The sequence below is a fragment of the Listeria aquatica genome (assembly GCF_014223975.1).
GTDB lineage: Bacteria > Bacillota > Bacilli > Lactobacillales > Listeriaceae > Listeria > Listeria aquatica.
In genome coordinates this window covers 526740-552869 of record NZ_JAARRM010000002.1, presented here as the reverse complement: position 1 = coordinate 552869, position 26130 = coordinate 526740, and the positions used below count along the sequence as shown (strand labels likewise).

Below are 26130 nucleotides of genomic sequence, written 5' to 3'. Positions count from 1 at the left end.
AATACATAACTTGAAAAATAGAATGGAACAAAGTTACAAAGATGAAAATTTATATTTTGATAAGCCGAAGTTAGCTTAGATTTTTGGAGTAATGTTCTTACTAAGAATTTAATTGGTGTGGGAGGGATAGCGCCTGAGCGATCAAAAGAGAGGAACTGAATAAAAATTGATAGGGCAAATAGATAAGCTCTTTTTGCCGTATATGAAGGATTGAGGAGGGAATTTGAATGAAATTACATAAATGGATAGGCATGGGATCAACGGCAGGTATGATTTTTGCTATACCGGTTTCTGCTTTTGCGGCAGATGGAGCTGAGTATCAATCAAATGGGGTAGTACAGTTCGTTCCGAGTACTGGGATTACAAAACCAATGAATCCAGATGATCCACAAGGAGAAACGATTACACCGGTTGATCCGACAACCCCAGAGGGATTAGCAGAACCTGGGACTTCGGGACCACTAAGTATAGATTTTGCCTCAAGTATAGACTTTGGAACAAATGAAATTACTGCCCGTGATGAAACGTATTATGCAAAAGCACAAAAATTTAACCAAGTGGATGGTAGCACAGGTTGGACGTCTAATTTTGTACAAGTTTCTGACCATCGTGGAACAAATCTTGGATGGATGCTGACGGTTAAACAAGAAGGACAGTTTAGTAATCCAGATACGCAAAATAAAGAACTAGTTGGTGAGCAAATTAAGTTTACTGATAGTCAAGTTGTTAGTAATGCAGAAGGGATGCAAGCACCGGATGCCAAGGATATCATTTTTGATCCCGCTGGAGCGGAGTCGACCGTTATGTCGGCGCAAATTCATAAGGGATCTGGGAGTTGGATTGATAAGTGGGGAAGCGTAGCAGAAGAACCAGCAACTGAAGGTAGTGGTGCAGAAGCGACTAAAGTGAATAAAGCCATTTCGTTATTTATTCCTGGTAAATCAGCTAAAGATGCCGTGCACTATAAAACAAAACTTACTTGGAAATTATCCGATGTTCCGGGAAATGATAAATAATTGATGAAAGAGGGGGAAAAGATATGAAAAATAAAACGAGCAAGATTGTAGCTATTTCTGCTTTATCGCTAGGAGCAGTTTTAACTAATGTGGGTTTAAGTTCCACTGTGTCAGCAGCAGAATATAAATCAAATCTTATCGTAGAATTTTCGCCGAGTAATGAGCTTGTAAAACCGGTTGATCCAACAGATCCAACAAAAACGCTTGGGGACGAGGAGGGACCTGTCGACCCAACAGATCCGAGTGGACCGAATCCAGGAACTGAAGGGCCGCTTAGTATCGATTACGCATCTAGCCTTGATTTCGGGACGCAAAAAATTACATCAACTGACCAGGTTTATAATGCAGTAGCTCAAAAATTTGGGGATGGTAGTAGTCGTGGAGACGGCCCCAATTATGTCCAAGTAACGGATAACCGTGGTCTCGAAACAGGTTGGTCGTTGTCTGTGAAGCAACAAGGGCAATTTCTTACGGCGGATAATGAAGAATTAACAGGCGCTGAGTTGGTGTTTTCAAATGGTGTTGTGAATACGGCATCAATCTCGCCTAAACCTTCTGCTGTTAAAAATTCTTTCTCACTAACCCCTGATGGGAATGGGACAGCGGTAAATATCATGGCTGCTAAAAACGGTGAAGGTGCAGGGACGTATGTTCTTGCGTTTGGGGATAATTCAAGTGGCGGCAAGAGTATTTCACTGAAAGTGCCTGGTAAAGCAACCAAATATGCGAAAAAATATTCAACATCATTATTGTGGAGACTTCAAGACGTTCCAGCTCCTGGTGGAGAATAAAATAACGAAGGGCAAAAGGCATGTTTGTAATAGCAAATATCGCCTTTTGTCTTGTTTTAAGGAGAATAATCAATGAAAAAGACTATTGGATACCTCTTGGGGCTTGTTTTGCTTTGTACGCTCGCGTTAGGTACTTCGATGGATGCACATGCATCAGAATTTAATTTTGCTGCTGAAACTCAAATTCCGAGCAATCAAATTGATAAGAAGAAATCCTATTTTAATTTAAAAATGAAGCCGGGACAAAAGCAAACTCTGGTAGTTAAATTGCGTAATGATACGAATAAGGCGGTAGTGGTCAACCCGCAAATCCATTCTGCGACGACTAACATGCATGGGGTTGTTGAATATGGTGAAGCGAATGTTCAAAGAGATAAGAGCTTACCTTATTCATTAAGGGATTTAATAAAGGTGGAAAAGAAAATTACTGTTCCTGCTAAAAAGAGTGTAGATTTAAAGTTAGCTGTTACTATGCCGGATAAACCATATGTGGGAGTACTTGCTGGAGGTATTACGTTGGAAGAGAAAAAAGTTGCAACGAGTCAAAAGCAAGATAAGGGCATAAGTATTGAAAATAAGTATGCTTATGTCATCGGCGTTACGTTACAAGAGTCAGACGAAGAAGTAAAGCAAGATTTAAAATTAAAGAAAGTAGAAGCGGGTCAGACGAATACGCGTAATGCGATTCTATTTACCTTGCAAAATCCTACACCAATATACTTAAATCGTTTTGAGTTGGAAGCAAAAATCACGCGAAAAGGGAAGACGGAAACGTTATATAAATCTTCACAAAAGGACATGCAAGTTGCACCTAATTCTCATTTTACTTATCCCGTGTTGCTGAATGGCGAGCCGCTTAAACCAGGTGATTATACGCTCCATTTGAAAGCAAAATCTTCAAAGGAAAGCTGGCGATTTACGAAGAACTTTCAAATTAGACGAGACGAAGCGAGTAAATTGAATAAGAAAGATGTGACGATCGAAAGCCCGAATTATTGGTGGCTCATTGCGCTTATTGCAGTAGTAGTCATTGTGGTTGGTTTTTTGCTTTACTTCGCTTGGAGAAAGAAGAGGAAGAAAAATAGACAAACAGCTAGGTGATTAATGAAAAAGGTGAAACTCAAGTTTTTGAGTTTCACCTTTTTTCTAGTAGTTTTGCCATGTAAAATTCATCGTAATAGCGGCCTTTCATGTAAATAGCATCTTTTTTTAAACCTTCTTTGTAAAAACCAAGCTTTTCATATAATTGAATGGCCGGGAAGTTTGCGGTGATTACAGTTAATTCGAGTCGATGAATAGATTCGTTTCTTGCCCAAACGAATATTTCTTCGAAAAGTTTAGAGGCAATGCCCTTCTTTTGGAATTCTTTTTGTACACCAATGACTAGATAGCCAGTATGCTTAATTTTTGTAAGATTAGAGGTTTGCGCGGAAATAACCCCAACGATCTGGTTTTGTACGATTGCACCTAATAAAATTCCGTTTTCCTGGGTGTTTTGAATAAAACTTTCAAGCTGTTTTTCTTGATAAAGACGTTCTTCAGGGGAATAGAGCATAAAATCAGTTTCTTGGTCTAGCTGTTTCATACAGTCGTATAGTTTCCTTTTTTCTTTTGGAGAAATTTTTTTGTAAAGTATGTCCATCTGTTTCCCCCTTTCTGTATAAGCCTATTATAGCGGAATTAATAATGGAAAATGTTGCATTTGCAACAAAAAGAGATTAAAATCGAAAATAAAGAGGGGGGAGAAAGAAAGTGAAAGATGTGTTGCGAGAACTTGGGAATATTGCTCGAGCGCTCGACTCGATTAGTAATGTTGAATTTAAAGATTTAAAATTAACTAAAGGACAATATTTATATTTAGTTCGAATTTGTGAATATCCTGGAATAATTCAAGAAAAATTGGCGGAAATGGTGAAAGTAGACCGAACTACAGTTGCTCGGGCTGTAAAAAAATTAGAATTAAATGGTTTCATTGAGCGCAAAATGGATAAACAGAATAAGAAGAACAAGCAACTATTTCCAACAAAACGTGGACTTGATACTTTTCCATTTATTATACGAGAAAATGAGTATTCAAATTCGGTTGCACTTGACGGCTTTTCAGAGGATGAGGTTGAATCATTAGTTTGCTTTCTAACCAGAATGCGGCAAAATATTGAAACTGACTGGAATGCGGTGAAAAAAGGTGGAAAACGGATTTATTAAGTGGAAAGGGTGGATTTAGATGATTAGTATTGAACCTTGTAGCTTGGGACAGCTTGATTTACTTCGATCGGTTAGTATCGATACTTTTATTGATACTTTTCGCGAGCAAAATGCTGAGGAAAATCTGCAAGCATATGTGGACCGGGCTTTTGATGAAGAACAATTAGAAAGGGAGCTTACTGATTCGGAGTCAGCTTTCTATTTGATTTATTTGGATGGGCAACTTGCTGGTTACTTGAAACTAAACTGGGGAGATGGTCAGACAGAAAAGATGGGAAATGATCATTTAGAAGTGGAACGAATTTATGTCCGAACCATTTTTAAACGAAAGGGATTGGGGCGACGACTTCTTCGCCATGCTTTTGATGAAGCAAAAAATAAAGGAAAAGAAGTCATTTGGCTTGGCGTTTGGGAGGAAAATCAGGATGCCTTACAATTTTACAAGAAACTTGGTTTTTCTCAAGCTGGTGAACATGTTTTTCTATTTGGGGAAGAGGAGCAAACGGATTTGATTTTGAAACGTCTCGTCGAAATTTAGGAAAATTTACAAGCTTAAGTTTAAACAAAATTTGTTAACTTTTACACTATGTGATTTTCAGATAAAAAGTGGCTCTACTGTAACTGCAGAGCCACTTTAATTTCTGCTTTTAATGTGCACAATTCATTTTTGTGTTATTAACTATGATAAATAAAAAACAAAATTGCTTATTTTAAAGAAAAACGTGAATAAAGTTCACAAAATGTCCACATATTTTTTGTCTGAAGTATGGTAAAATTTTATCGAAATAATCATAAAAAGAGGAGATGAATTTCATGTCTGGACAAATTAGAATGACCCCAGCTGAACTACGGGATCGTGCAAAAACTTATGGAACAAGTGCACGTGACATCGAACAAATGTTACAACGCTTGTCTCAACTACAAGAACAACTTCGCAGTGAGTGGGAAGGTCAAGCTTTCCAACGTTTTGATGATCAGTTCAATCAATTGAAACCAAAAGTAACTGAATTTGCAAACTTGATGGATCAAATTGAACAACAACTTCAAAAAACTGCATCTGCAGTGGAAGAGCAAGATCAACAACTTTCTCAAAACTTTGGTTTCTAATATTCTACCTTAGAACATACATATTTGTGTGTCTTGAAAAGCCATGTAGCCCTTCGTTACATGGCTTTTTCTGAAAAGTGCACAACGAGTGGAGATGGAAGGCGTCTGGGAATAGAGTAAGCTTGAAAAACGGGAGTGACTAAACAGGATAATGCGGAAAATAAAATGGAAAATAGTGCTGTTTTTGATTCTAGCAATCGGATTAACGGCTTCTGTCTCTATTTTGGGACTGAACCAATCCATTAGCAAAAATCGAAATCAAAGCCAGACTGAAAAACAAGATAGTGCGATAAAAAGTGAGCAAGTTCAGAAAATGAATGTAGCGCTTGTCAATGAAGATGAAGGAGCGAAACTTTCAGGCAAAGAATATTTGTTTGGGAATGATATCCAAACAAGTGTGCTGAAGGATAAAACACACGACTGGGCAACGGTAAGTCGGGGTGTAGCTGAAAGTGGATTGAAACGGGATATTTATAATCTAATGATTGTGATTCCGAATGATTTTTCAAAAAAAGCGTTATCGTTAACGTCGGATTCGCCGGAAAAAATACAGATCTATTACAAAATTAATGATACGGGAAACAATGATTTGAAAACAGAAGCAGAAAAAACAGCCTCTGACTTACTTTCAGACATGAATCAGCGAGTGATTGATGTTTATTTTGCAAGCATATTAACGAACTTACAAGAGTCACAAGATAACATTAAAGAATTAGTTAACAAGGAAAAGAAAAATAATGATCGCTATAATGTTTCGGTACACAATCCGCTAGCAAATTATACGGATCAATTTAAAACGGTGCAAGACTATACAGGGAGCTCAAAAGAAAGTTTTACTGGATTCCAAGATTTATTGAAAGGTCATGAAAATTCTCTTTTAGAAGCAGACCAAGAAAATAAAGTTTATGGGACTGATCTAAGCAGTCTACTTAAAATGCAACAAGATCATACACCTTTTGGAACAACATTTGAAGATAATTTGCAGAAGTATACGGCGAGTTTATCTGCGGAGAATGTGCAAAGCCAACTAGGAGCATTGCAGCAAGCGAATGCACTTTTATATCGAGAGTTAACATCGTCAGAAAATACGACGTCACTTATGACACAGACACAACAACTGCAAAATTATATAGCAGACGTTAATGCGAGAATTACAGCGGTTGATCAGTCGCTTAATGATACGATCAATGCAGAGATTCAAGATGCAGTTAAGCAAGATTTAGTTCGGATACTTTCTGGTGGAGCTGGTGGATCGAATGAAGTATTCACAATAGCTTCGCTCGATCCGGATATTAATAAGCGCTTTACAGATACGCTCACGGATTCTATTCGGAAGCTACAATATTTTTCGGAAGACGATGCTGCCATGCTTGGGATTGATACGGGAGCGTACAAGAAAATTAAAGATCTTGCTAAGCAGTATATGAATGAAAATCCTACAAACTTCAGTGATGCAGATAAAGCGCAAAATCCATCTAAGAATGTCATTAACGATCAAATTGTTGAAACACAAAATAAGAAAGTTCAAGAATTAAAACAGAAGGGGATCACGATTCAGTCGGATTCGCTTGCGCTACCTGAGACGGACCCCGAAATGGAAACGGAAGTACGTTTGAATTTCGACAGCCGATTTGATTTGGAAAACTTGACACTGACTAAAGATGGACAAAATGTGGATTACCAAATTGCAGAGCAAAGTGATGGCAAGCTTATTCTTCATTTTTCACAAGAAAATGGCGAGGCAGGGAATTATGCTATTTCAGCAACTGCTAAATTGAAAGACAATGTTGTAGCAAATGACATTCCAATTTTTGGATCGCTGAAAATAAATGCGATGGCTGTACAGAAAGTGAAAAAGGAAGTCGTTCAAGATAAAGCTGCAACTCCTAATCCAGATCCAGGAACTACTGGTAATGAATCGACTGAACCGAACAATTCTACGAAGAGTTCGGCGGGTACTGAAGCGACTGGGGAAAGTAATGTAGGTGCTACGGATGACAAAACAGGTACCAAGGAAGATGAACCAGCTATTGAAACGAAGGAAGAAACACTCATTCAAGAAGTTTATTCGTTTGAGTTTGCAGACTTGCCGTTTTATAACAAAGATGATTTTAGTTTGACGGATATGTTTAAAGAGCTGCGTTTGATTGTGCGGAATTATGAACGGACGGGCATATTATTCCAGCTTTATTATGGAATTAATCCTTGGAATAGTAACTATACACCTAGTGGTTCGCTTGACAGTCAAGCAACTTCTAATTCTTATTATGCTATTTTCAACCGAGACGACTTACTAGAAACGATTGCTGTGAAGGCATCAGGTAATATGACGAAGGCGTATAAAGAAAAATTGTCTGCGTTTGAGTTGAGGATCGCTGATTATAAACAGGTGATGAGTGATGCGGATGCACGGTCGCAAGATGTGGCTGCGCGGCTTATTGGAACGAATCAAGAAGCAATTAGTCAAAATGAGAACTTGGCAAAAATGCTAAGTGATATTGATTCTTGGCGAGAAAAGAGTTCGGGACTCGTTTCGGAAAATCAAGTTGTACTTGGAAATAGTTCGGATGAACAAGCGGCAGCAATGGCTCTTGATAGTTCATTTGGGTCTTTACTTGTGACAAGTCAGAGTTTAGCAGATTCTACTGGACAAAATTTAGATTCGGCAAAAGGCGTGTATGACACGTTTGATGCAATTGATCAAGAAGCGAAAAATATTCAAAAAAGCGGAGAAAATTTAATTTCAGAGGCAGGCGGTTTATCAGGGTCACTTGCGAAAAAATTACAAGCGGATCAGACTTTTTCGAAGAACTTTTCTAAGGTTATGAAGAACAGTCGCGTAGGGGATCGTCAAAATGAAAACCTATATAACTTCTTGAGTAATCCAGTTGAAAAAGTAAATGGGAAGGCAATTGTCGCTGGAGATAAAACGACGCCTTATTACATGGTATTGATTTGCACGATTATCGCTCTATTTTCTGGATACGTCATTTCTGCTTTTGAGAAGAGACGTATTCAAAAAGACCAATTCCGTGAAGAACTGTCGATTGCTTCCCGCAATTTACCGATTACGAGTATCACAGTTGGGGTTGCAGTTATTGAAGGTTTGATGATTGGACTTATTTCTGGAAAAATCTTTGATGTGAGCGAGATTGGCTATTTCTTCTGGATAGGTATTTGTTTACTGTTAATGCTGCTCCTCGTTTCTGGATGTACTTACTTGTTGCGGCAATTGCAGATGGTGGGGATGTTTATCATTTTGCTTGTGCTAAGTTTGTATTTATTCCTAACGGATGCAATTGGACTAAATGTTGATAAGACTTCTGCGTTTGGAACGCTACAGAAATTCTCACCACTACAATATTTAGAGACCTTGCTTAATCGGATTTTGAATGGGGAAAGCAACATTTTGATTCTGACATTTGCTTGTATTGGAGTCGCTATAATTCTGATTGTTAGTAACTTGTTTGTTGTCAAAAAAGAAACAGCGGAAGGAGAGGGCGTACATGAAAGCTAGGTTTTTAAGTATGGGTTTACTGATTATACTTGTTTGCTTTGCTACAGCTCCTTTCGCATTAGCGGCAGGAACAGGTTACTTAGAAAATGATGGGAAGATGGATCTGAAGACGGATCGGTTACAAAAAACGAATGAGGAAAAGCAAGAGGATCTTAAAAAGGCGGAGCCGACAATGCTCGATCAGTTGGAATTGCCACTTTTCACTCAAGATCTTGAAAAAAAAATAAAAGCACAACAAAAGAAAGAACAGAAAAATTTTCAGGAGATGCAGGATCAACTGTTTACAGGGAAAGCAGTGAAAAGTGATACAGCGAAAACCACACAGGAGGAACTTTTCAAAAAAACGAATACGACTCAAGCTTCTGAAGTGGGAGAAGATGTTCAGGACAAAAAAGAAAAAAGTACAGAATCAAAGTCATTGATTGCGATTATTGGTGCAGTTGTTGTCGCACTTGGTGGTGGAATTTATTTTGCAAGTAAAAATACCATGGAGTAAGGGAGGATTAAGAGATGGCGAAAGAGACACATTTAAATGTGACGGTGGATTTTTCGAAGTGGGGTGCGGAAGTTTATGACTTACGCATTCCAGTCGGTCAGCCGGTAAGGGCTTTGATTGATAATCTAAAAGAAACGCTTAAAATTGAGATGCCAGATGCTTCGAAATGTTCGATTAAAGCCGTTAATAAAGGGATTTTATTAAGTGATGATGACAAAATGGTAGATTATCCAATTACAAATGGAGACATCTTAGAAATTTTATAAAAGGGAGCCGAGATGATGAAAAGTACAATTGAAATTGATGGTGTTACATATGACTTTAACTATGAACAGAATGAGTGGCGTGTTAGCTTTGTTGAATCCCGTACGCGGATTAAAGATGCTGCTCAGCTTGAAATTTTAACCAAACCGTCGCTATATTTTGTTCCAGTAAAAATTGAGCATGAAAAGGAAACTTATACGTTTTGTTATGAAATTGGGGAGACCATGTATCGCTTTGAAGAGGTCAGTAAAATGGAGCGAAAAGATAAACTGCGTGCCCTTAAAAATGTTGCGGATTTAAAAGCGCTGATTGGAACGCGTTTTACGTTTTTCCTTCACCCTGGAAATCTTGTTTTTGATGAAAATTTAATGCCGAAAATTGTTCATCGTGGCTTAAAAGGAATCATTCATCCTTATGACTTAACAGAAGAACTATTCTTTAAGCAATATCAATCGCTTTGCGTGGCAATGTTTTCGAAGAAGTATCAATTTGATAATTTATATGCTGGCTCCCTTAAAAACGCTCGGGGAACTAATTTTGAGCGGCATCTAGCAGACGCAAAGACGACAGAGGAAATCGAAAGTTTCTTGCAAGAGTCGTTTGAAAAAGAATTGACAGATTCAAAACGAAAAATGATGTTGATTCCAAAGAAACGGTTCCGGATGTTTAGGGGGCTTGCGGTTGGATTTATTATTGCGACGCTACTGCTTGCGGGACCAGTGGTTTATTTTGCGTTCTTCAAAGTGCCTTATCAAAATGACTTGCTTTTGGCAAATGAAGACTTTCTTAAAACGGATTATACAAAGGTGATTTCAGATTTAGAGAATGAAAAACCTGAAAAGTTACCTCAAGCTTCGAAGTATGAGCTAGCTTATTCTTATTTACAAGGAGAAAAGCTCGATGATAAGCGTAAAGAGAACATCATGAAAAATGTTAGTTTGAAATCGGATGAACAATATCTGCTTTACTGGATTTATAATGGACGCGGTGACTTTGATGAGTCACTTGATTCTGGAAAACGACTTCAGGACAATGAACTGGTGGTTTATGCACTTACGAAACAGCTGGAAGAAGTTCAAAATGACAAGACGCTTTCAGGTAATGAGTCTGTGAAGAAACAATCAGAAATTGAAGCGGAACTGAAGAAATATATGGAAAAAATTAACGGGAAAGATGATTCCGAATCCAAATAGGGGAGAATGAAGATGGGACAGAATACTTTACTTATTGTTAGTAACGGGAAAGCTTGTCATAAACAACATGTGTCTCCTGATAAGGTGACGGAGATTAGCGGTAACAAGGAAGCAGCAGTCTTTTATCCGGAGTTTCCCGGAACCGTGGACGTGCGCTTTGAAGATGAAGTGTGGATGGCAGGTAACACGGCACTTGAATTTGACCAAAAGCAAGAACTTGAAGTAGGCGAGAACGGACGGTTGTCACTTTACTTAACAGAAAATGTGGATGTACAGTCTTTTGACACAGCTGGAAAACTCGTACTGACTTTTGGTGCAGGAAAAGACAATGATGTGGTACTTTCGGGTACGGATGCGGATTTTGTATTTATGCGAGATGACAAACAAGACATTTTTGCTGTGCAGGTTTTCGCAGGAGAAGTTTATCACAACTTTGAACGCTTGACAGGACGAGCTGACCTTCAAAATGGGGATCAACTCTATGTAGATGGAATCACCCTCACAGTCGGTCAAGATGATTTAACAATTGCGGCGGTTAAGTCTCGCATTTCGACAGATCTTGCTCCACTTTTCTCAGCCGATAATGCTTTTGGACCGGACTATCCAGACTATCATCGTTCACCTCGGATTATTTACCGTGCGCCAGAGGATAAGTTTACGCTTGCAAAACCTTCTGCGGCACCTACGAAACCATCAGAGGGACTTTTGAAATTGATTTTACCTCCGCTTGTGATGATTGCGATCACGGTACTGATTTCGATTTTTCAACCGCGTGGGATCTACATCTTAATGACACTTGCGATGACAGGGATGACGGTTATCATGTCGCTTGTCACATATATTAAAAATCGCAAAGAATTTAAAGTGAAGACAAAAGAACGCGAGGAAAGATACGATTTATATTTGAAACGTCGTACGAAAGATTTTCATCAGGCAAGTGAAAAGCAACGTCAAGCATTGCTTTATCATTATCCTTCTGTTGAAGAAATCGCTGAAATGGCAACACGTGTAGATTCACGTATTTATGAAAAAACGAGATTACATCATGATTTCCTGACTTTTCGAGTGGGGACTGGAACAGAACCGATCAGTTTTTCTGTAGATTATAAAGAAGAAGAGTTTTCACAAGATAAGGACCCACTGGCGGATGCTGCTAGTCGTCTCAAAGGGCAATATGTGGATGTGAATAATGTTCCAGTTGCGACAGACTTAATGAATGGGCCTGTCGGATATATTGGGCCACGTGGGCTTGTTTTGGAACAGTTGCAAATGCTTGTCATGCAAACAGCACTATTTCATAGTTATTATGATTTGCAATTTGTGACGATTTTCCCGGAAGAAGAAAAAGAAAACTGGGAATGGATGCGCTGGCTTCCGCATGCGAATTTGCGTGATGTAAATGTTCGCGGCTTTGTTTATCATGAGCGTTCGCGAGATCAAGTGTTAAATTCACTCTACCAAATTTTGAAAGAGCGGAAACAAGCACTTGCAGAAAGAGCGAATAAAAATGAAAAACTATTTTTCGCACCGCATTATGTCGTGCTTATTACAGATGAAAAACTTGTGCTTGACCACACGGTGATGGAATTCTTTAATGAGGATCCATCAGAACTTGGGGTTTCACTTGTTTTTGTTCAAGATGTCATGCAAAGCTTACCAGAACATGTTCGGACGGTTGTTGATATTCGTGACCATAGAAGTGGGAATATCATTCTTGAGCAAGGTGATCTTGTAAACCGGACATTTATCCCAGATCACTTACCGGAAGAATTCGATAAGGAAACAATTTCGCGTGCGCTTGCGCCGCTCAATCATCTTCAAAACTTGAAAAACTCGATTCCTGAGGCAGTTACGTTCCTCGAAATGTATAATGTGGAGCGCGTGGAAGAATTAAATATCGGGAATCGCTGGACACAAAATGAAACGTATAAGAGCTTGGCTGTGCCACTTGGGCTACGCGGAAAAGATGACATTGTCAATTTAAACCTACATGAAAAAGCGCACGGGCCACACGGGCTTGTTGCGGGTACGACAGGTTCAGGGAAATCTGAAATTATCCAGTCGTATATTATTTCACTTGCTGTTAATTTCCATCCATATGAAGTGGCATTTCTGTTGATTGACTATAAAGGCGGCGGGATGGCGAACTTATTCAAAAACATGCCGCATTTGCTAGGAACGATCACGAACTTGGATGGTGCGCAGTCAATGCGTGCGCTTGCTTCGATTAAAGCGGAGTTGCAAAAGCGTCAGCGCTTATTTGGTGAGCATGATGTGAATCACATCAACCAATATCAAAAATTATACAAACAAGGCAAAGCAAGCGAACCGATGCCTCATCTATTCTTGATTTCAGATGAGTTTGCCGAACTCAAATCAGAACAACCGGAATTTATGAAGGAACTTGTTTCGACGGCACGGATTGGACGGTCGCTTGGAATTCACTTGATTCTTGCGACGCAAAAACCAAGTGGAGTTGTCGATGACCAAATTTGGTCGAACTCGAAATTCAAATTGGCGCTTAAGGTGCAAAATGCGAGTGATTCAAATGAAATTTTGAAAACGCCAGATGCAGCAGATATCACGCTTCCTGGTCGAGCTTACTTGCAAGTCGGAAATAATGAAATTTATGAATTGTTCCAAAGTGCATGGAGTGGTGCGGATTATGTGCCAGATAAAGAAGATGAAGATTATCTCGATACGACAATTTATGCGATTAATGAACTGGGACAATATGATATCTTAACAGAAGATTTGAGCGGATTAGATAAGAAAGAAGATTTAACGAAGCTCCCTTCTGAACTTGATGCTGTCATTGATTATATCCATGAATATACGGAGGCGGAGGGTATTGAGCCATTGCCACGACCTTGGCTTCCACCGCTTGAAGAACAAATTTTCTTGCCAGAACTACATCCTGTAGATTACATGTCGGAATGGGCACGTGAAAAATCGCCACTACATGCGACAATCGGTTTCCTAGATATTCCAGAAATGCAAGCGCAAGAACCTCTTACGCTTGATCTTGCGAAAGATGGACACTTGGCAGTCTTTTCAAGTCCGGGATACGGGAAATCAACTTTCCTTCAAACAGTTGCGATGGGTCTTGCTCGCGAACATAGCCCAGAACGCTTGCATATTTATTTGCTAGATTTAGGAACAAATGGACTTCTGCCACTTAAAGATTTGCCGCAGGTTGCGGATACGATCATGGTGGATGAAGAAATCAAGATGCAAAAACTGATTCGCCGGATTACGCGTGAACTTAAAGTTCGGAAGCAAAAACTAAGCGAATACGGGGTTGCGAACATTGGCATGTATGAAAAAGCAAGTGGGACAGAGGTTCCTTCGATTCTGCTTGTGATTGATGCATTTGACTCAGTTGCAGAAGCGCCGTATAAAGATGATTTTGAGAAACTGATTGCGCAAGTGGCGCGTGAAGGTGCAGGTGTTGGGATTCATCTTGCCATTAGTGCTGTGCGTTCGAATGCGATTCGGATTCAAGTGCTTGCGAATATTAAGACGCAGATTGCGCTTTACATGATTGACCCGACGGAACCACGCAATATTGTAGGAAAAACCGACCTGACGATTGAGGAAATCGCGGGGCGTGGACTTGTGAAACTTGAAAACCCAACTTCGTTCCAAACGGCACTTCCGGTTTCGGGGGCAGATACGCTTGAGATAATTGAGAATGTACAGGCGGAAAGTAAGCAGATGAGCGAAGCTTGGACAGGTAGCGTGCCGGATGCGATTCCGATGGTACCAGATGTTCTGTCGATTGCGGAATACTTAGAGAAACAAGAAGTTACCGAGATGCTCAGAAACGGGGGAATCCCATTTGCTGTTGATTTCGAGGATGTTCAGCCGTTTGACTTATCATTAAATCAGCGTGGCCATACGCTCGTTCTTGCAGACTCACCAGATGTTGTGGAAAGGTCGATGCAATCCATTTTGGGAATGACTGTGAAGAGTACAGGTATTCAGGTGACGTTATTTGATAATAGTTCGTCACGCTTTGGAACCTATCAAAATCAAGTTGATTTGTATGCAAGTGATGAGGCAAGCTTTACATCTATTATCGGAGAGCTTGCAGCGGCATTTGACAACCGTGAACAAGCTTGGCGCGAAATTCAGTCGACGGGCATATCGCTCCAAGAGTTTTCGAAGCAATTTGAGCCAATCGTTGTGCTTGTAACGGATACGGCTTATTTAGCTGAGAATGTTTCGATAGATGCGCAAAAGCCACTTCAAAAACTTGTAGAACAGGGTGAGAAGATGGGCATCTACTTCGTTGCTGGAGCTGTGAGCGGACAAATTTATAGGGCTTATGATGAGGTTTCGGGAATGTTCAAGAAACAAAAAGTCGGCATCTTAGTCGGTAGAATCATCGACCAAAACGTACTTGAAGTCATGAACAAGCCTTATAAAGAACAGCCGCTACCACCATATGAAGCTTACTATATCAGACAAGGGCAAGCTGAGCGGATTAAACTTGTTGCTCCGCTTTAAGAAGGAGGAGATGGAATGGGTTTATTTGGTTTTTTTAATACGCCAACAGAAAAAAAACGAGATGACTATGATAAACTGCATGACTTATTGAAAGATGCGATTCGGGAGCATGATAATAAGATGGCAGAAGCAAAAGAAACGTTCAATAGTTACAAAAGCGCTGTACCAAACATGTCGAACAGCAAGCTCCCTTCTAATGATTTCGATCCAAAACGGGAGAAGCTAACTGCGAAGCTAGCTAAGTATATCAGTAGCGAAGCAGATAAACGCTCGAAGCTCGTCAGTGCGAAAAACAAAGCCTACGACAAGTATACAGAATACAAGGCGCAGGCAATTCACGAGGCGGCAGTTGAAAAGGCGAAGAAAGAAAAAGAGCGAAAAGAACGGGAGGAACGACTAAAGAATGGGTAATGTGAAGATCAAAGCAAGTAAAGTTGCGGAAGCAAAAGCACAGGCTAAAATCGTAGAAGACTCCCTCCGCGAAACGCAAAAAAAATGTTCTGACCTAACCTCCTATGTAGCAAGTGCAAAGTGGGACGGGAAAACGCGGGATAGTTTCTTGACCTATATCGAGTTAATCGAAAAATACCACAAGGAAGTAAAATCACGTTACAAGAAGCAAAGAAAAGCTTTACAGAAATTGTCCGAATTCGAGGCTGACTTTGAAGAATCAAGTCAAGTACGTGAGGTGAAACGACTATGACAGCACAGGATACTTTTCGTGTAGAAGAACTATTTTTGATTGCTTCTGCTTTTGGCGGGGAATCCGTTTTCGGTTTACCAGACCGAGCGGTTTTCCAGCTGCAAGGCGAAGATGGTTTTCGTGAAGGCTATGAGGCGCTTCAAGCGAAAGGGATTTTGAATGAAATTGGCGAACTGACAGATGGAGGCGCACTCGTTGTCGAATCCCTTGAAAACTATCAGCACTGTCAGTCGTATGTTCGGCTCAATCAATTTATGTTCGGGTTTCGGGATGAGGATTCAGAGAACGCGTATTTGCTGATTGAGGTGGAAGAAGATTCTTCTTACCGGTTTGAAGTCATGGATAAAGTATTCATTTTGCAACTCCTTACCCAGCAGTTCCCGCTACTTAAAAGAACGTTGTCGGAAGAAGAAAAATCATTTTTAATGCGTAAGCTGAGTACGGAAGACTCGGAGTTAGCTGCGCTAAGTGAGCCAGATGAACGTTTTTTGAGTATGGAATATTTTCACGTAAACGAGGAGCCACGTGTGGAAGAAAATCGTGAATTTTATCAGCAGTATTTCTTGTTTGTTTGGAAAGAGCGGTTGATTGCGGTTGACGTGGTACGTGAGGCGTATTATCAAGTGAGCGGTTATTGGCTGTGGAATGAGCTTTACCGCGAATTGAAGTTTCCAGTGAAGGAGGCGCTAGAGAATGGCACAACAGGCATTTAGTGGAGCGGGCGGTTCAGGAACGATTTCAATCAATCCAGATGAACTGACACACATTGCGAATGAACTAATGGCGATCGCGAATGAATTCGAATCGGTGATTGCGCCGGCGATTAAGAATATCAATCAACAAAACTATGTAACGGCCGGAAAAGCAAAAAAAGCGATGAAAAAAGTATCCGATGCGAATGATCGCGTTTTGGAATTACAAGATCACTATTCCCGTGCATCATCACTTGTTTTTGAGACGTTAAATGCGATGATTCAAGCTGACCAAGAAGTGGGCGAAAAAATTATCGCGTCGCTGAATATTGGAGGCGATAAAGGATGAAGGATGTCCACTACATTGAAGCGGATTTTGAGAAAGCTGAAAAAAGCATCGGGAGCTTAATCGGCAAGGGCGTTTGGGGTAAAGGGGCGATTGATAGTTTAAAGGATGTTTCAAAAAACCTGGAAGAAGCTGAAAGCGATATTGCTAAATACGATGCAGATGGCGCAATTTCATTTTCACATACGAATAATAAAAGCAAATATCAAAGTTTGTTCGAGGATTTTGAAGTTTTATATGACTTTGCAGGAGAAGCGGGGAACCTTGTAGAAGACAAGATTGACCAACCTTTTTATGAAGCATTAGACGAATTTGTGGAAGGTATGCGGGACTTAGATGCTTCAAAATTCACGACGAAAAATCGGATTGGTGCGACAACAACTGTCACAAGCTATGCGAATAGTTATACGCAAGAACAGATTGAAGTTCCCAAAAAGGAAGTCAGTTTAGACGATCTGTTTAGTGGGGATAATTATTATGCGGATCAAATGAAAGTCCAGTATGAAGAATGGAAACGGCAAAATAAAGATCAAGATGTGAGTCAAAAAGATTTTCGCTCAGCCATGATCAATTCCCGCGCTTTTGAATACACCTCGATTAAAGATGAGCAACAAAAGAAAGAGTTCTGGGTGAATGTTGTGGCGACGGTTGCCATTGTGGGCGTGAGTATTTTCTGTCCGCCAGCAGGACTTGCGTTAGGTTTGGCTTATGGTGGTTTAGAAATGAGTGCGGCAGTGAGTGGGAAAGATTGGCTAACGGGTCGGGAAATGGATACCTCAGAACGTGTCATGCGAGGAGCCTTTTCACTGTTGGATATTGTACCGGGTATGAAAGCTTTTTCAGGAGGCACGCAAGCCATTCGGTCAGGTACGAAGCTGGCGAGTTTAAGCGACAATCTTTTACATGGTGTGAAAAGTATTCCGTCTAAAGCGGATGACTTGATTAAACTGGGGAAAAGCAAAGCCTTAACACGGATTAATAGCTTAAAAACAACGGTAAAAGAAGGCATACATACAGGCGTTGAACGAACCACTAAAGGGCTGGATAAAGTTGGGGAAGTTGCCGATAATTTTAAGAACAACTTGAATTTGAACTCAAGACGTCAACTCGCCGCTGATGGCTTTGGGGCACTTCCAGCAGGTGGAACTTCGAAAGTCACAAATGCCACAGAGAAAATGAAAGATGTCTTACGGAAGTATGATTTGAATTTGAGTAGCGGAAGACGCGGGGCGGATGATATAATTGGGGGAAGTAGTAAAGTAGCCAATTATTTAGATGAAGTGCCAAAAATTAAAGAAGTTCCATATGGAGAGCATATTATTAAAGGAAAGGGCGGAAGAAAAGAGCTTGCGCCACACACGCGTTATGTTACAGAAGATGGATACAAATATACAACTGATAAATTAGGTAGAGTTGTAGATGTAGAAGCTGATAGTTTAGTTCTCAAGGCTGCTGAAAGAAATGAAGGCATGCAAAAAGTAGCTGGACGTGAAGATAGATTATTAGATGATGATGGAGGACATTTAATCGGTAGTCAGTTCAATGGCCCTGGTGATATTGATAATTTGGTAGCCCAGAATAGACAAATTAATCGTTCAGGGGGAAAATGGTATGAGATGGAGCAAGAATGGGCAAATGCTTTAAAAGAGACCCCTCCAAGAAAAGTATCTGTTAAAATTGAGCCGCAGTACTCTGGAGAGTCATTGAGACCTGATAAATTTAAGGTTATTTATCAAGTTGAAGGAGAGCGTTCTGTAACAAAAAGGATCACGAATAAAGCAGGAGGTTAAATATATGAGCTTTGAAGGGAAATTAAATAGGATTTATTTAGATATAGCGCAAAAAATTAGCGATGCTATTCCAGTGAATTGGAAAGAATTTTATTTTCAAGGAGAAATAAATGATGGAGAAGGAGGAGTTTTCTTTTTCTTTAACACTACGGATAATAATGAATATAAATATTGTTATGATATTCCAGAAATTTATAATATAAATAGAAAGGAGTATGATAAAAAAGAGGATGAAATATTTGATTTAACAGTAAAGTTGCAAGAGACTTTTATTGAAAATGAGCAGGAACCATGGTTTTCTGTAACTATGATTGTTAATGAAGAAAGAAAGTTAAAAATTCACTTTGATTATATAAATTGGTCTAAATCTGAGTTTGGCCCGACTGCAAGGTTGAAATACTTCGAATATAAGTATCTGAATAAAGAACCATTGGATGGCAAAGAAAAAGATTTATTTATTAAGATGAGTGAATATGAAAAAAAACAATCCTCTTAAAATTAATTAGACTATATACTTCTTTTCAAACTATATATAGTGTTTTCGAGCTTATAGCGTTGTTTTCAATGAGATGGGTAGTCTTATATTCTCTTCTTATCCATAACAGTATATTTATGGCATCTAAATAGGGCAGATTCATGATAATATGTAGTAGATAGGAAGAGAATTTAAGAAAGAAGACAAAGAGTAGAGTTACGTCCAAATACTACGGTTAAAGATGCTTATGAGGTGGATTTTATTGGAGTAGCAAAATATAGAGATGAATAAACAGTAACTTTGTTAGAAATGTGAAGTTATCGAGCGGTATTAGTGAGTAAGTAATCACTGATATCGTTTTTTTATTATAATAATAAATAAGAAAGAAATTATGGGTAATATTTATGATTTTAAATTTAAAGAAATCAATGAAAGCAAGTGACAAACGAAACTAGTGCCGCAGTAGGTGGAAATGGTTCTTTTTCGCGTTTTTATATCACGTTAAATGCATTTTTCAACCAAGAAACGGGTGGAAAGCTTTGGAAATTTAGTGTTTTAGAAAAATGGAGCCTTTTGATTGGAGTTTTGACCAGTATGGCCATTTTTCTAATGAGGAATTAGGTGGAATCAGGGTATCATATTCTTTAACCGTATAAATATATTTGTTACCATGATGGTGCAATAAATCATATCAAGGAGGCATCATTATGAACAATATGTTTGATTTAACGGGAAAAGTGGCAGTTGTAACTGGGGCTTCGAGTGGTTTAGGAAGAGACGCGGCACTTTGTTATGCAGATTACGGGGCTGATGTGGCACTTCTTGCGCGCAGAAAAGAAAAGTTAGATGAGGTGGCGCGGGAAATTACGGCAAAAGGAAGAAAAGCTATTCCGATTGTATGCGATGTTACAGATGAACATAGTGTTGAAAAAGCAGTAGCAGAAGTTGTGGAACACTTTTTAAAGATCGATATATTATTAAATAATGCTGGGGTCGCGATTATGGGAACAGTCGACCAGCTTTCAGAAGCAGACTGGGATACATCGATGGAAGTTAACGTGAAAGGGATGTATTTAATGTCTAAATTTGTACTTCCACATATGCGAAAACAAAGGTATGGGAAAATCGTGAATTTAGCCTCCATTAATGCCGTTGTGGCAGATAAAGGTTACGAGCTCGCAAGGCATGCTTATAATACCTCAAAAGCGGCTGTGCGCGGTCTGACAATGGGGATGGCTGCTACTTATATGGAAGAGAATATTACAGTCAATTCAATTGGGCCGGGGTTATTTGAATCAGAAATGACGATCGATTCGCTGTTTAAGCATGAAGATTTCATAAAGCTCTACAATCAATTGACACCGGCCTCAAGACACGGCAGAAAAGGAGAACTTAACGGCACCATCATTTATTTATCTTCGGATGCTTCAACTTATGTGACGAGTCAACACATTATTGTAGATGGCGGTTTTACAAGCGTTTAAGCAAGAAAGGAAGCTTCATAAAGAGGCTTCCTTTTTTTAGTCTAGCTATTCATTTTGGATGGCGACTTGTGTTAAAATCTCGCTTGGCTGCCGAAAGACATGTTCGGCTTTTTCAAAGCCTTTTTCGGATTTTGCTCCCCACAGCGCCAAACCAAAATCGACTCCGGCTGAATGGGCGCAAGCCATGTCGTAAGGCGAATCACCGACGTAAAGCACTTCCTGCGGGTTTCTTGCAAGAAGTTCCATTGCTTTAAGTAGCGGATCAGGGTGTGGCTTGTGATTCACTGTGTCGCTTGCACAAACGATCGCTTGAAAATAGTCCCCAATTCCAAATGGGTAAAATCCTTTTTTCATCTCATAACTATTTTTTGAAGTGACGACACCACTTTCTGGGATTTGCGCTAGCACAGCCTCGATTCCATCAAAAAGCTGAACTTCGCTAGCCATCTGGACTTCCCGTTCCATCCATTTTGTGAGGATTTCTTCCTCGTTTTGAATATTTAAAAACTGAATCGCTTTTTCACCTGGAATGCCAAGCGCGAATCGCAATTCTTCATGTGTATAAAATTGGTCTTCTTCCGCTAAAACCGATTGCAAGGAATGCAAAACCGCTTTTTCGGTATCTAAAATGGTGCCATCCACATCGAACACAATCGCTTGATACATCTTGATCCTCCTCATTTTGAAAAAAAGTATTGGTGGTGTGTTGTATAGCGGCTTCTTTTCGGTTGCGGTGTGCTAGCAGTTTTTGGTAGCCCTTGCTTCGTGTGGAGCGCTTCATAAAAGGGATATAGTTTTTCTTCCGTTCCCGCAATCTCGAAACAGATTTTTTCGCAGCTAAATGTTAAATAAACTTGGCCATTTTCTGGTATCAGCGCAATGTTCTCTAGGCCTTGCAAAGGATAGGTGTGTCGCTTCCCCATTTTGTAACCATAATTTTGCTCAAATACCAGATAATCTCGATCCATATAAAATTCCCCGTATTGATACTCCATGCCCATTCCAGAATGGACTTTACAGATTCCTTCAAGTTGCACTGTTTTCACCCTCTTCATATATTTATATACACCTTAGTTGTAAATGATGAAACGGGTTTCATGTCAAGCGTAAACCTTAAGAAAATTTATAAAGATTTTCGTTCAATGAGTTCATGATGGATTTTTTGTTTCTGCACTTTGCCAGAATGGAAAATCGAAAAGGCAGTAGTTCCAAGCCGTTTCAAATGAAGATCCAACGTCGAAATCTCCAATACCTCACTGACCGGCAAATTTTCTTGCCCTAAAATCGCCAGATCTTCAGGAATTCGCAAACCGTTTTTCCGTGCGTAAGCGAAGATTCCTGCGGCGACTTCATCTCCCGTCGCATAGATCGCATCTGGCTTTACAGGCGCTTTTTCCAAGAAATACTCGGCTGCTGCTTCCCCGTCTGAAATGTTATAGCAGTTGTTGAGCATGTTGGCGCGATTCGCTTTGGTCGCAAAAATTTCTTCAAACGCGGCAATTTTGTTTTGCGTGCTCGGACTAATGCGATCTGTTCGCCCTGTTGTAAAAGCGACATTTTGATAGCCTTTGTTTTGAATGAAGCGAAAGCCATCTTGGAAAGCTTGGAAAAGGTTGATATATGCGCAGGCAAGCTCAGGCTGCTCGGTTTCTTCACAAAAAACGAGCTGTTCGGGTTCAGCTACTTCGAGTAAGGCTTGAAAAGGGTTCGCCCGAGAAGTGATGATGATGCCATCCACTTGTTTGGTTTTCAGCATTTCAAGGTGTTTCAATTCTCGTTTAGGGTCATAACCCGTTGGTAGGAGCATGACAGAATATTTTTTACGAAAAGCTGCTTCGAGAATTCCGCTTGTGATTTTATCGAACCAAGGATGATCCGTATATGGCAGAATGACGCCAACTGTGTTAGTTTTTCCGCGTGCTAGATTCATCGCACTGCGATTTGGTATGTAATCCAGTTCATGGATGATTGCTTCGACGCGTTCGCGTTTGTCGGCTGCAACGTAAGGATGTTGATTTAAAACCCGCGATACGGTTGTAACAGAAACCCCAGCACGCTTTGCAATCTCTTTGATATTTGTCACTTTATGATACCTCCCCTAGCAAATAAAGACAGAGCGGTAGCGCCGCTCTGTCTTTACGTTAAGCAAGTTCAAGATTTACAGGTTCAGCTTCGGGCTTTTTTGCCCGTTCAACCCTGATGGAAACTAGTCTCGCTTCTTTTATTTCGAGCGCTGTGAATGTGAAATCTTCATATTCAGCTACAACTTGTTCACCGTCTTCCGGAATATTCCCGATCAGAGTGAGTACGAAACCTGCAATCGTATCTACACCACGGGAAGGAAGCTCGACATCAAACATGCGATTAAAGTCATCAAGCGCAAACATACCTTCTAATTCATAGGTGTTTTCATCTATTTTAGTAAACTCATTAGTTAAATCATCATATTCGTCATCAATATCACCGACGATTTCTTCAAGCATGTCTTCAATGGTAATGAGACCTGCCACACCGCCGTATTCATCCATTAGCACCGTCATTTGATTTCGCGTCCTCTGCATATTTTTCAGAAGATCATCAATGAAGATTGTTTCAGGCGCAAAATAAGCGTCTTTAATGAGTGAATGAATATCTACTTTTTCAAATCCGACTTGTCGTGCTGCAGCGAAATAATCTTTCAAGTGCAGAATACCTACAATCGAATCCGCGTCATTTTTATAAACCGGAATTCGCGAGTAATTCTCATTCAGTAGCAAGTCGCAAATTTCATCAGGCGCCATATCAATATCAAGCATGAACGCATCCGTCCGTGGCACCATTGCTTCTCGCGCATATTTATCGTCAAGTTCAAACACGCCGCGAAGCATGCTGAGCTCTTCTTGTTCAATTACGCCTTCTTTTCCGCTATTTTCGACAAGCAGCTGCATCTCTTCACGCGTCATCTTATCTTCTTCACCCGTTTTGTCCATCCGCGTCAACTTTACAAGAACATTTGTTGAAAACGAGAGGAACCTGACGAACGGACGAAGTAGGAACCCCACGATACGAATGGGCGTAACTGCAAGCCGCGCAATCATCTCAGACTTCTGTAAAGCGACTCGTTTCGGATAAAGTTCACCAAAAACTAAGGTAATATACGACAAAATAACTGTAACAACGATAATGGCGAGTTCCTTCGCAAAGACTCCTCCACCAAAAACCGGTTCGATCCGCGTTGCGATACTTGTTGCTGCCGAAGCACTCGAGAAGAAACCTGCTAGTGTGATACACACTTGGATGGTCGCTAGGAAGTTACTAGGATCATCAAGCAGCTTTACTAATTTGATTGCTTTTTTATCTCCTTGCTCGGCTTGGTTTTTTACGCGTCCTTTGTTAAGCGAAACAAGCGCCATTTCAGCTGATGCGAAAAAGGCATTCAGTAGCGTAAGAACTAAAATGAGAATTAATTGAAAGATAATCTGCTGACTCTCGGGGTCAGGTGACATAAAATCGACCACTCCTTAAAAGAAAATTTGGATAGCCAGAATTAGATCCAGCTATCCAAATTTTACCATGCGATTCACCATTTGGTCAAAAAAGCATGCTTTATTTTCAGAGTTTTTTGAAGACCTGGAGGGCGTCCGCCTTGATCATTGTATGTGGGAAGGGCAAGAAAATATTTTCTTTATTCACCGCAAAAACGCTTGCCTTAGGATTCCTGTAATCAATCAAGTTACAAAACGGGCTGACTTTGAAACTTGTCCCGGCAATAATGACAAGATCCGCAGTTTGCAGAGCTTGGATGGCATTTTGGATGGCATCAGCGGCGATGCCTTCCCCGTAGAGCACAACATCCGGCCGAACTCGACCACCGCAATTCTGATGGCTATCCGATTTTAAATACGTTTCGGTTGGGACGGTTTGGCCGCATTTCGTGCAGTAACAGTGATACAAGCTACCATGGAAATCCACGACCGATTTTGACCCAGCTGCTTCGTGAAGGCCATCAATATTTTGTGTAACCACTGTGACGTTTTTTTCTTCGCCAATCTCGGCAATTTTTAAGTGAATGGGATTCGGTTTGGCATCTGGATAATACATATTTTCTGTGACGAATTGATAAAAAACATCCGGTTCATTTGCGAGACAAGCCTCACTTAATAAGTATTCTGGATTGTGCTTTCCGGCATAAAGCCCATTTTTTGAGCGGTAATCCGGGATCCCCGAAGGCACGGACACCCCCGCGCCTGTCAAAAAGACAATTTGGTTTGCGGCGCGGCCGTGCGAAGTTGTTCGATTTGTTCCATCTGAATCATTCCTCCTGTTTCTTGTGATGAGTCGTTCGGTTAAAAATAGCCACGAGGCAGACGTTTAGCAAAATGAAGACGGCGACAGCTAGGAAAACGTCACTATAGCCGAAATGGGCGGCGATGCTTGAGCCAATTAGCGGTCCGATGACATTCCCAATGTAAAGAAAGGACTGGTTGTACCCGAAAATCCGCCCAGTGAGGTCGCGCGGTGCATTTTTTGAGAGTAGAGACTGAACGGCTGGGAGAAGCGCGCCGTCTGCAATTCCAAGCAAGAAGCGCAAAACGCCAAATTGAAATGGTGTCTCGGCAAAAGCCATTGGGATTTGCAGGAGCATGGAGCCAATCAAAGCGCCGAGCAAGACTCGTTCGGTGCCGATTTTGTCGCCCCATTTGCCGAGGCGCGGGGCTGCAAGTAAGGAAGCGACGCCGGGGACGGCGGCGATCATCCCGCTGATGAAAGCAATATTTGCGATGTTTCCGGCAAGGTCGCGGACGTAAAGCGTTAAGATCGGACTAATCGCGTTATTTGAGACTTGGATAATCATCGAAGTGAAAAATAAAATAATAATGAGTTTCGGGTTTTGAAGGGCGCCAAAGACTTCCCTGAAGGAGCGGACCTCCCGTTTCTCGACCGGAGTAAAATTCTCTTTCACAAAAAGCAGCGTCAAAAGGAAGCTTCCGGCGATTAGTGTTCCGGTGATGAAAAAGACGGGACGTACACCAAAGATATCGGACAAGAATCCCCCAATTAGTGGCCCGATTAAAACGCCAGAAACGGCTGCCGTTGAAAGTGTTCCTAGAGCATAGCCGCTCTTGTGGCGCGGCACCTGTGTGGCAATTAGCGCATTCGCTGTCGAGATGTAGCCTGAGAAGATTCCCATGAGGAGTCTCAGTCCGATGAACTGAAAGACGTTTGTGACAAGCCCCATCAAAATCATCGCAATACTCATTCCGAGTGCAGCGCGAAGGAGCATTAAGCGGCGCCCTTTACGATCGGCCAAGTTCCCCCAAATCGGTGCCATAATGGCAGAAACAAAAAAAGTCGAGCTAAGCGCGACACCTGAATAAAGACTGACTTGGTCGGGATCGTGGATGCCAAGTTCTTCTACGTATAGAGGCAGGAAAGGCATGATCAGGTTAAGTCCGGTGCCCGTTAAAAAGCAACCAATCCAAACAATATAGAGATTTTTCTTCCAATCTTTCAAAATTCTCACCTGATTTCCTGCGATTTTCTCTTCTATTATTTCATA

At 40.6% G+C, this 26130-nt stretch carries 25 protein-coding genes; 18 read left to right on the top strand and 7 right to left on the bottom strand.

The window, feature by feature from the left end; all coding sequences use genetic code 11:
* Positions 1-227: 227 nt before the first annotated feature.
* The 3 genes from HB912_RS08580 (at position 228) to HB912_RS08570 (ending at position 2908) form a co-directional block, all read left to right on the top strand.
* Positions 228-1016, top strand: a complete 789-nt coding sequence (locus HB912_RS08580) for a WxL domain-containing protein (RefSeq protein ID WP_185373765.1) — start codon at positions 228-230, stop codon at positions 1014-1016.
* 23 nt (positions 1017-1039) lie between these two features.
* A complete protein-coding gene (locus HB912_RS08575) occupies positions 1040-1807 on the top strand; it encodes a WxL domain-containing protein (RefSeq protein ID WP_185373763.1) in 768 nt (255 codons plus the stop codon).
* A 72-nt stretch (positions 1808-1879) separates the two neighbouring features.
* Complete coding sequence (locus HB912_RS08570; RefSeq protein WP_185373761.1) at positions 1880-2908, top strand: WxLIP family cell surface protein; 1029 nt, start codon at positions 1880-1882, stop codon at positions 2906-2908.
* Positions 2909-2942: 34 nt separating this feature from the next.
* On the opposite strand, the gene HB912_RS08565 is transcribed toward HB912_RS08570, so the two are convergent.
* The gene (locus tag HB912_RS08565) at positions 2943-3449 is read right to left on the bottom strand and encodes a GNAT family N-acetyltransferase (protein ID WP_185373759.1); all 507 of its coding nucleotides are present in this window, start codon (positions 3447-3449) and stop codon (positions 2943-2945) included.
* 110 nt (positions 3450-3559) lie between these two features.
* Between HB912_RS08565 and HB912_RS08560 the strand changes: the two genes are divergently transcribed.
* From HB912_RS08560 to HB912_RS08490, 15 genes are all read left to right on the top strand, one after another.
* A complete protein-coding gene (locus HB912_RS08560; RefSeq protein ID WP_185373757.1) occupies positions 3560-4012 on the top strand; it encodes a MarR family transcriptional regulator in 453 nt (150 codons plus the stop codon).
* Positions 4013-4031: 19 nt separating this feature from the next.
* Positions 4032-4550: a GNAT family N-acetyltransferase gene (locus HB912_RS08555; protein ID WP_185373756.1), complete on the top strand. Its 519-nt coding sequence runs from the start codon at positions 4032-4034 to the stop codon at positions 4548-4550.
* A 275-nt stretch (positions 4551-4825) separates the two neighbouring features.
* Complete coding sequence (locus HB912_RS08550) at positions 4826-5119, top strand: WXG100 family type VII secretion target (protein ID WP_036074194.1); 294 nt, start codon at positions 4826-4828, stop codon at positions 5117-5119.
* Positions 5120-5270: 151 nt separating this feature from the next.
* Entirely contained in the window at positions 5271-8636 is a 3366-nt protein-coding gene (gene esaA / locus HB912_RS08545; RefSeq protein WP_185373754.1) for a type VII secretion protein EsaA, read from the top strand.
* A complete protein-coding gene (essA, locus tag HB912_RS08540; protein ID WP_185373752.1) occupies positions 8626-9132 on the top strand; it encodes a type VII secretion protein EssA in 507 nt (168 codons plus the stop codon). Before esaA ends, essA begins: the two co-directional genes overlap by 11 nt.
* A 14-nt stretch (positions 9133-9146) precedes the next feature.
* The gene (locus HB912_RS08535; protein ID WP_036074190.1) at positions 9147-9398 is read left to right on the top strand and encodes an EsaB/YukD family protein; all 252 of its coding nucleotides are present in this window, start codon (positions 9147-9149) and stop codon (positions 9396-9398) included.
* Between the two features lie 15 nt (positions 9399-9413).
* Positions 9414-10589 carry a type VII secretion protein EssB gene (gene essB / locus HB912_RS08530; protein WP_185373750.1) on the top strand — a complete coding sequence of 392 codons (1176 nt, stop codon included), beginning with the start codon at positions 9414-9416 and terminating at the stop codon, positions 10587-10589.
* A gap of 12 nt (positions 10590-10601) precedes the next feature.
* Positions 10602-15101 (top strand): type VII secretion protein EssC, encoded by a 4500-nt coding sequence (gene essC, locus HB912_RS08525; protein ID WP_185373749.1) that lies wholly within the window; start codon positions 10602-10604, stop codon positions 15099-15101.
* Positions 15102-15116: 15 nt separating this feature from the next.
* Positions 15117-15512 carry a hypothetical protein gene (locus HB912_RS08520; protein WP_036074186.1) on the top strand — a complete coding sequence of 132 codons (396 nt, stop codon included), beginning with the start codon at positions 15117-15119 and terminating at the stop codon, positions 15510-15512.
* Positions 15505-15804 carry a WXG100 family type VII secretion target gene (locus HB912_RS08515; RefSeq protein ID WP_185373747.1) on the top strand — a complete coding sequence of 100 codons (300 nt, stop codon included), beginning with the start codon at positions 15505-15507 and terminating at the stop codon, positions 15802-15804. The genes HB912_RS08520 and HB912_RS08515 overlap by 8 nt, the downstream gene beginning before the upstream one ends.
* Complete coding sequence (locus tag HB912_RS08510; RefSeq protein ID WP_185373745.1) at positions 15801-16517, top strand: DUF5081 family protein; 717 nt, start codon at positions 15801-15803, stop codon at positions 16515-16517. Before HB912_RS08515 ends, HB912_RS08510 begins: the two co-directional genes overlap by 4 nt.
* Positions 16498-16845, top strand: a complete 348-nt coding sequence (locus HB912_RS08505; protein WP_185373743.1) for a hypothetical protein — start codon at positions 16498-16500, stop codon at positions 16843-16845. The genes HB912_RS08510 and HB912_RS08505 overlap by 20 nt, the downstream gene beginning before the upstream one ends.
* The gene (locus HB912_RS13205) at positions 16842-18632 is read left to right on the top strand and encodes a DNA/RNA non-specific endonuclease (protein WP_244964453.1); all 1791 of its coding nucleotides are present in this window, start codon (positions 16842-16844) and stop codon (positions 18630-18632) included. Before HB912_RS08505 ends, HB912_RS13205 begins: the two co-directional genes overlap by 4 nt.
* A gap of 4 nt (positions 18633-18636) precedes the next feature.
* Entirely contained in the window at positions 18637-19128 is a 492-nt protein-coding gene (locus HB912_RS08495; protein ID WP_185373741.1) for an immunity protein YezG family protein, read from the top strand.
* A 686-nt stretch (positions 19129-19814) separates the two neighbouring features.
* Positions 19815-20591: an SDR family NAD(P)-dependent oxidoreductase gene (locus tag HB912_RS08490; RefSeq protein ID WP_185373739.1), complete on the top strand. Its 777-nt coding sequence runs from the start codon at positions 19815-19817 to the stop codon at positions 20589-20591.
* A 45-nt stretch (positions 20592-20636) separates the two neighbouring features.
* Here the strand turns inward: HB912_RS08490 and HB912_RS08485 are convergent, their stop codons facing one another.
* From HB912_RS08485 to HB912_RS08460, 6 genes are all read right to left on the bottom strand, one after another.
* Positions 20637-21257 carry an HAD family hydrolase gene (locus tag HB912_RS08485; RefSeq protein WP_185373737.1) on the bottom strand — a complete coding sequence of 207 codons (621 nt, stop codon included), beginning with the start codon at positions 21255-21257 and terminating at the stop codon, positions 20637-20639.
* Between the two features lie 11 nt (positions 21258-21268).
* The gene (locus HB912_RS08480) at positions 21269-21646 is read right to left on the bottom strand and encodes a hypothetical protein (protein WP_221635671.1); all 378 of its coding nucleotides are present in this window, start codon (positions 21644-21646) and stop codon (positions 21269-21271) included.
* 68 nt (positions 21647-21714) lie between these two features.
* A complete protein-coding gene (locus HB912_RS08475) occupies positions 21715-22674 on the bottom strand; it encodes a LacI family DNA-binding transcriptional regulator (protein ID WP_185373735.1) in 960 nt (319 codons plus the stop codon).
* 58 nt (positions 22675-22732) lie between these two features.
* Positions 22733-24076 carry a hemolysin family protein gene (locus HB912_RS08470; RefSeq protein WP_185373733.1) on the bottom strand — a complete coding sequence of 448 codons (1344 nt, stop codon included), beginning with the start codon at positions 24074-24076 and terminating at the stop codon, positions 22733-22735.
* A 106-nt stretch (positions 24077-24182) separates the two neighbouring features.
* Positions 24183-24905, bottom strand: a complete 723-nt coding sequence (locus HB912_RS08465) for an NAD-dependent protein deacylase (protein ID WP_185373811.1) — start codon at positions 24903-24905, stop codon at positions 24183-24185.
* Positions 24883-26085, bottom strand: a complete 1203-nt coding sequence (locus HB912_RS08460; RefSeq protein WP_185373731.1) for a multidrug efflux MFS transporter — start codon at positions 26083-26085, stop codon at positions 24883-24885. The genes HB912_RS08465 and HB912_RS08460 overlap by 23 nt, the downstream gene beginning before the upstream one ends.
* Positions 26086-26130 lie beyond the last annotated feature (45 nt).

Coding starts and splice junctions, on each gene's coding strand:
- HB912_RS08580 (WP_185373765.1), top strand. CDS start 228: ATGAAATTACATAAATGGATAGGCATGGGATCAACGGCAGGTATGATT.
- HB912_RS08575 (WP_185373763.1), top strand. CDS start 1,040: ATGAAAAATAAAACGAGCAAGATTGTAGCTATTTCTGCTTTATCGCTA.
- HB912_RS08570 (WP_185373761.1), top strand. CDS start 1,880: ATGAAAAAGACTATTGGATACCTCTTGGGGCTTGTTTTGCTTTGTACG.
- HB912_RS08565 (WP_185373759.1), bottom strand. CDS start 3,449: ATGGACATACTTTACAAAAAAATTTCTCCAAAAGAAAAAAGGAAACTA.
- HB912_RS08555 (WP_185373756.1), top strand. CDS start 4,032: ATGATTAGTATTGAACCTTGTAGCTTGGGACAGCTTGATTTACTTCGA.
- HB912_RS08550 (WP_036074194.1), top strand. CDS start 4,826: ATGTCTGGACAAATTAGAATGACCCCAGCTGAACTACGGGATCGTGCA.
- esaA (WP_185373754.1), top strand. CDS start 5,271: ATGCGGAAAATAAAATGGAAAATAGTGCTGTTTTTGATTCTAGCAATC.
- essA (WP_185373752.1), top strand. CDS start 8,626: ATGAAAGCTAGGTTTTTAAGTATGGGTTTACTGATTATACTTGTTTGC.
- HB912_RS08535 (WP_036074190.1), top strand. CDS start 9,147: ATGGCGAAAGAGACACATTTAAATGTGACGGTGGATTTTTCGAAGTGG.
- essB (WP_185373750.1), top strand. CDS start 9,414: ATGAAAAGTACAATTGAAATTGATGGTGTTACATATGACTTTAACTAT.
- essC (WP_185373749.1), top strand. CDS start 10,602: ATGGGACAGAATACTTTACTTATTGTTAGTAACGGGAAAGCTTGTCAT.
- HB912_RS08520 (WP_036074186.1), top strand. CDS start 15,117: ATGGGTTTATTTGGTTTTTTTAATACGCCAACAGAAAAAAAACGAGAT.
- HB912_RS08515 (WP_185373747.1), top strand. CDS start 15,505: ATGGGTAATGTGAAGATCAAAGCAAGTAAAGTTGCGGAAGCAAAAGCA.
- HB912_RS08510 (WP_185373745.1), top strand. CDS start 15,801: ATGACAGCACAGGATACTTTTCGTGTAGAAGAACTATTTTTGATTGCT.
- HB912_RS08505 (WP_185373743.1), top strand. CDS start 16,498: ATGGCACAACAGGCATTTAGTGGAGCGGGCGGTTCAGGAACGATTTCA.
- HB912_RS13205 (WP_244964453.1), top strand. CDS start 16,842: ATGAAGGATGTCCACTACATTGAAGCGGATTTTGAGAAAGCTGAAAAA.
- HB912_RS08495 (WP_185373741.1), top strand. CDS start 18,637: ATGAGCTTTGAAGGGAAATTAAATAGGATTTATTTAGATATAGCGCAA.
- HB912_RS08490 (WP_185373739.1), top strand. CDS start 19,815: ATGAACAATATGTTTGATTTAACGGGAAAAGTGGCAGTTGTAACTGGG.
- HB912_RS08485 (WP_185373737.1), bottom strand. CDS start 21,257: ATGTATCAAGCGATTGTGTTCGATGTGGATGGCACCATTTTAGATACC.
- HB912_RS08480 (WP_221635671.1), bottom strand. CDS start 21,646: ATGAAGAGGGTGAAAACAGTGCAACTTGAAGGAATCTGTAAAGTCCAT.
- HB912_RS08470 (WP_185373733.1), bottom strand. CDS start 24,076: ATGTCACCTGACCCCGAGAGTCAGCAGATTATCTTTCAATTAATTCTC.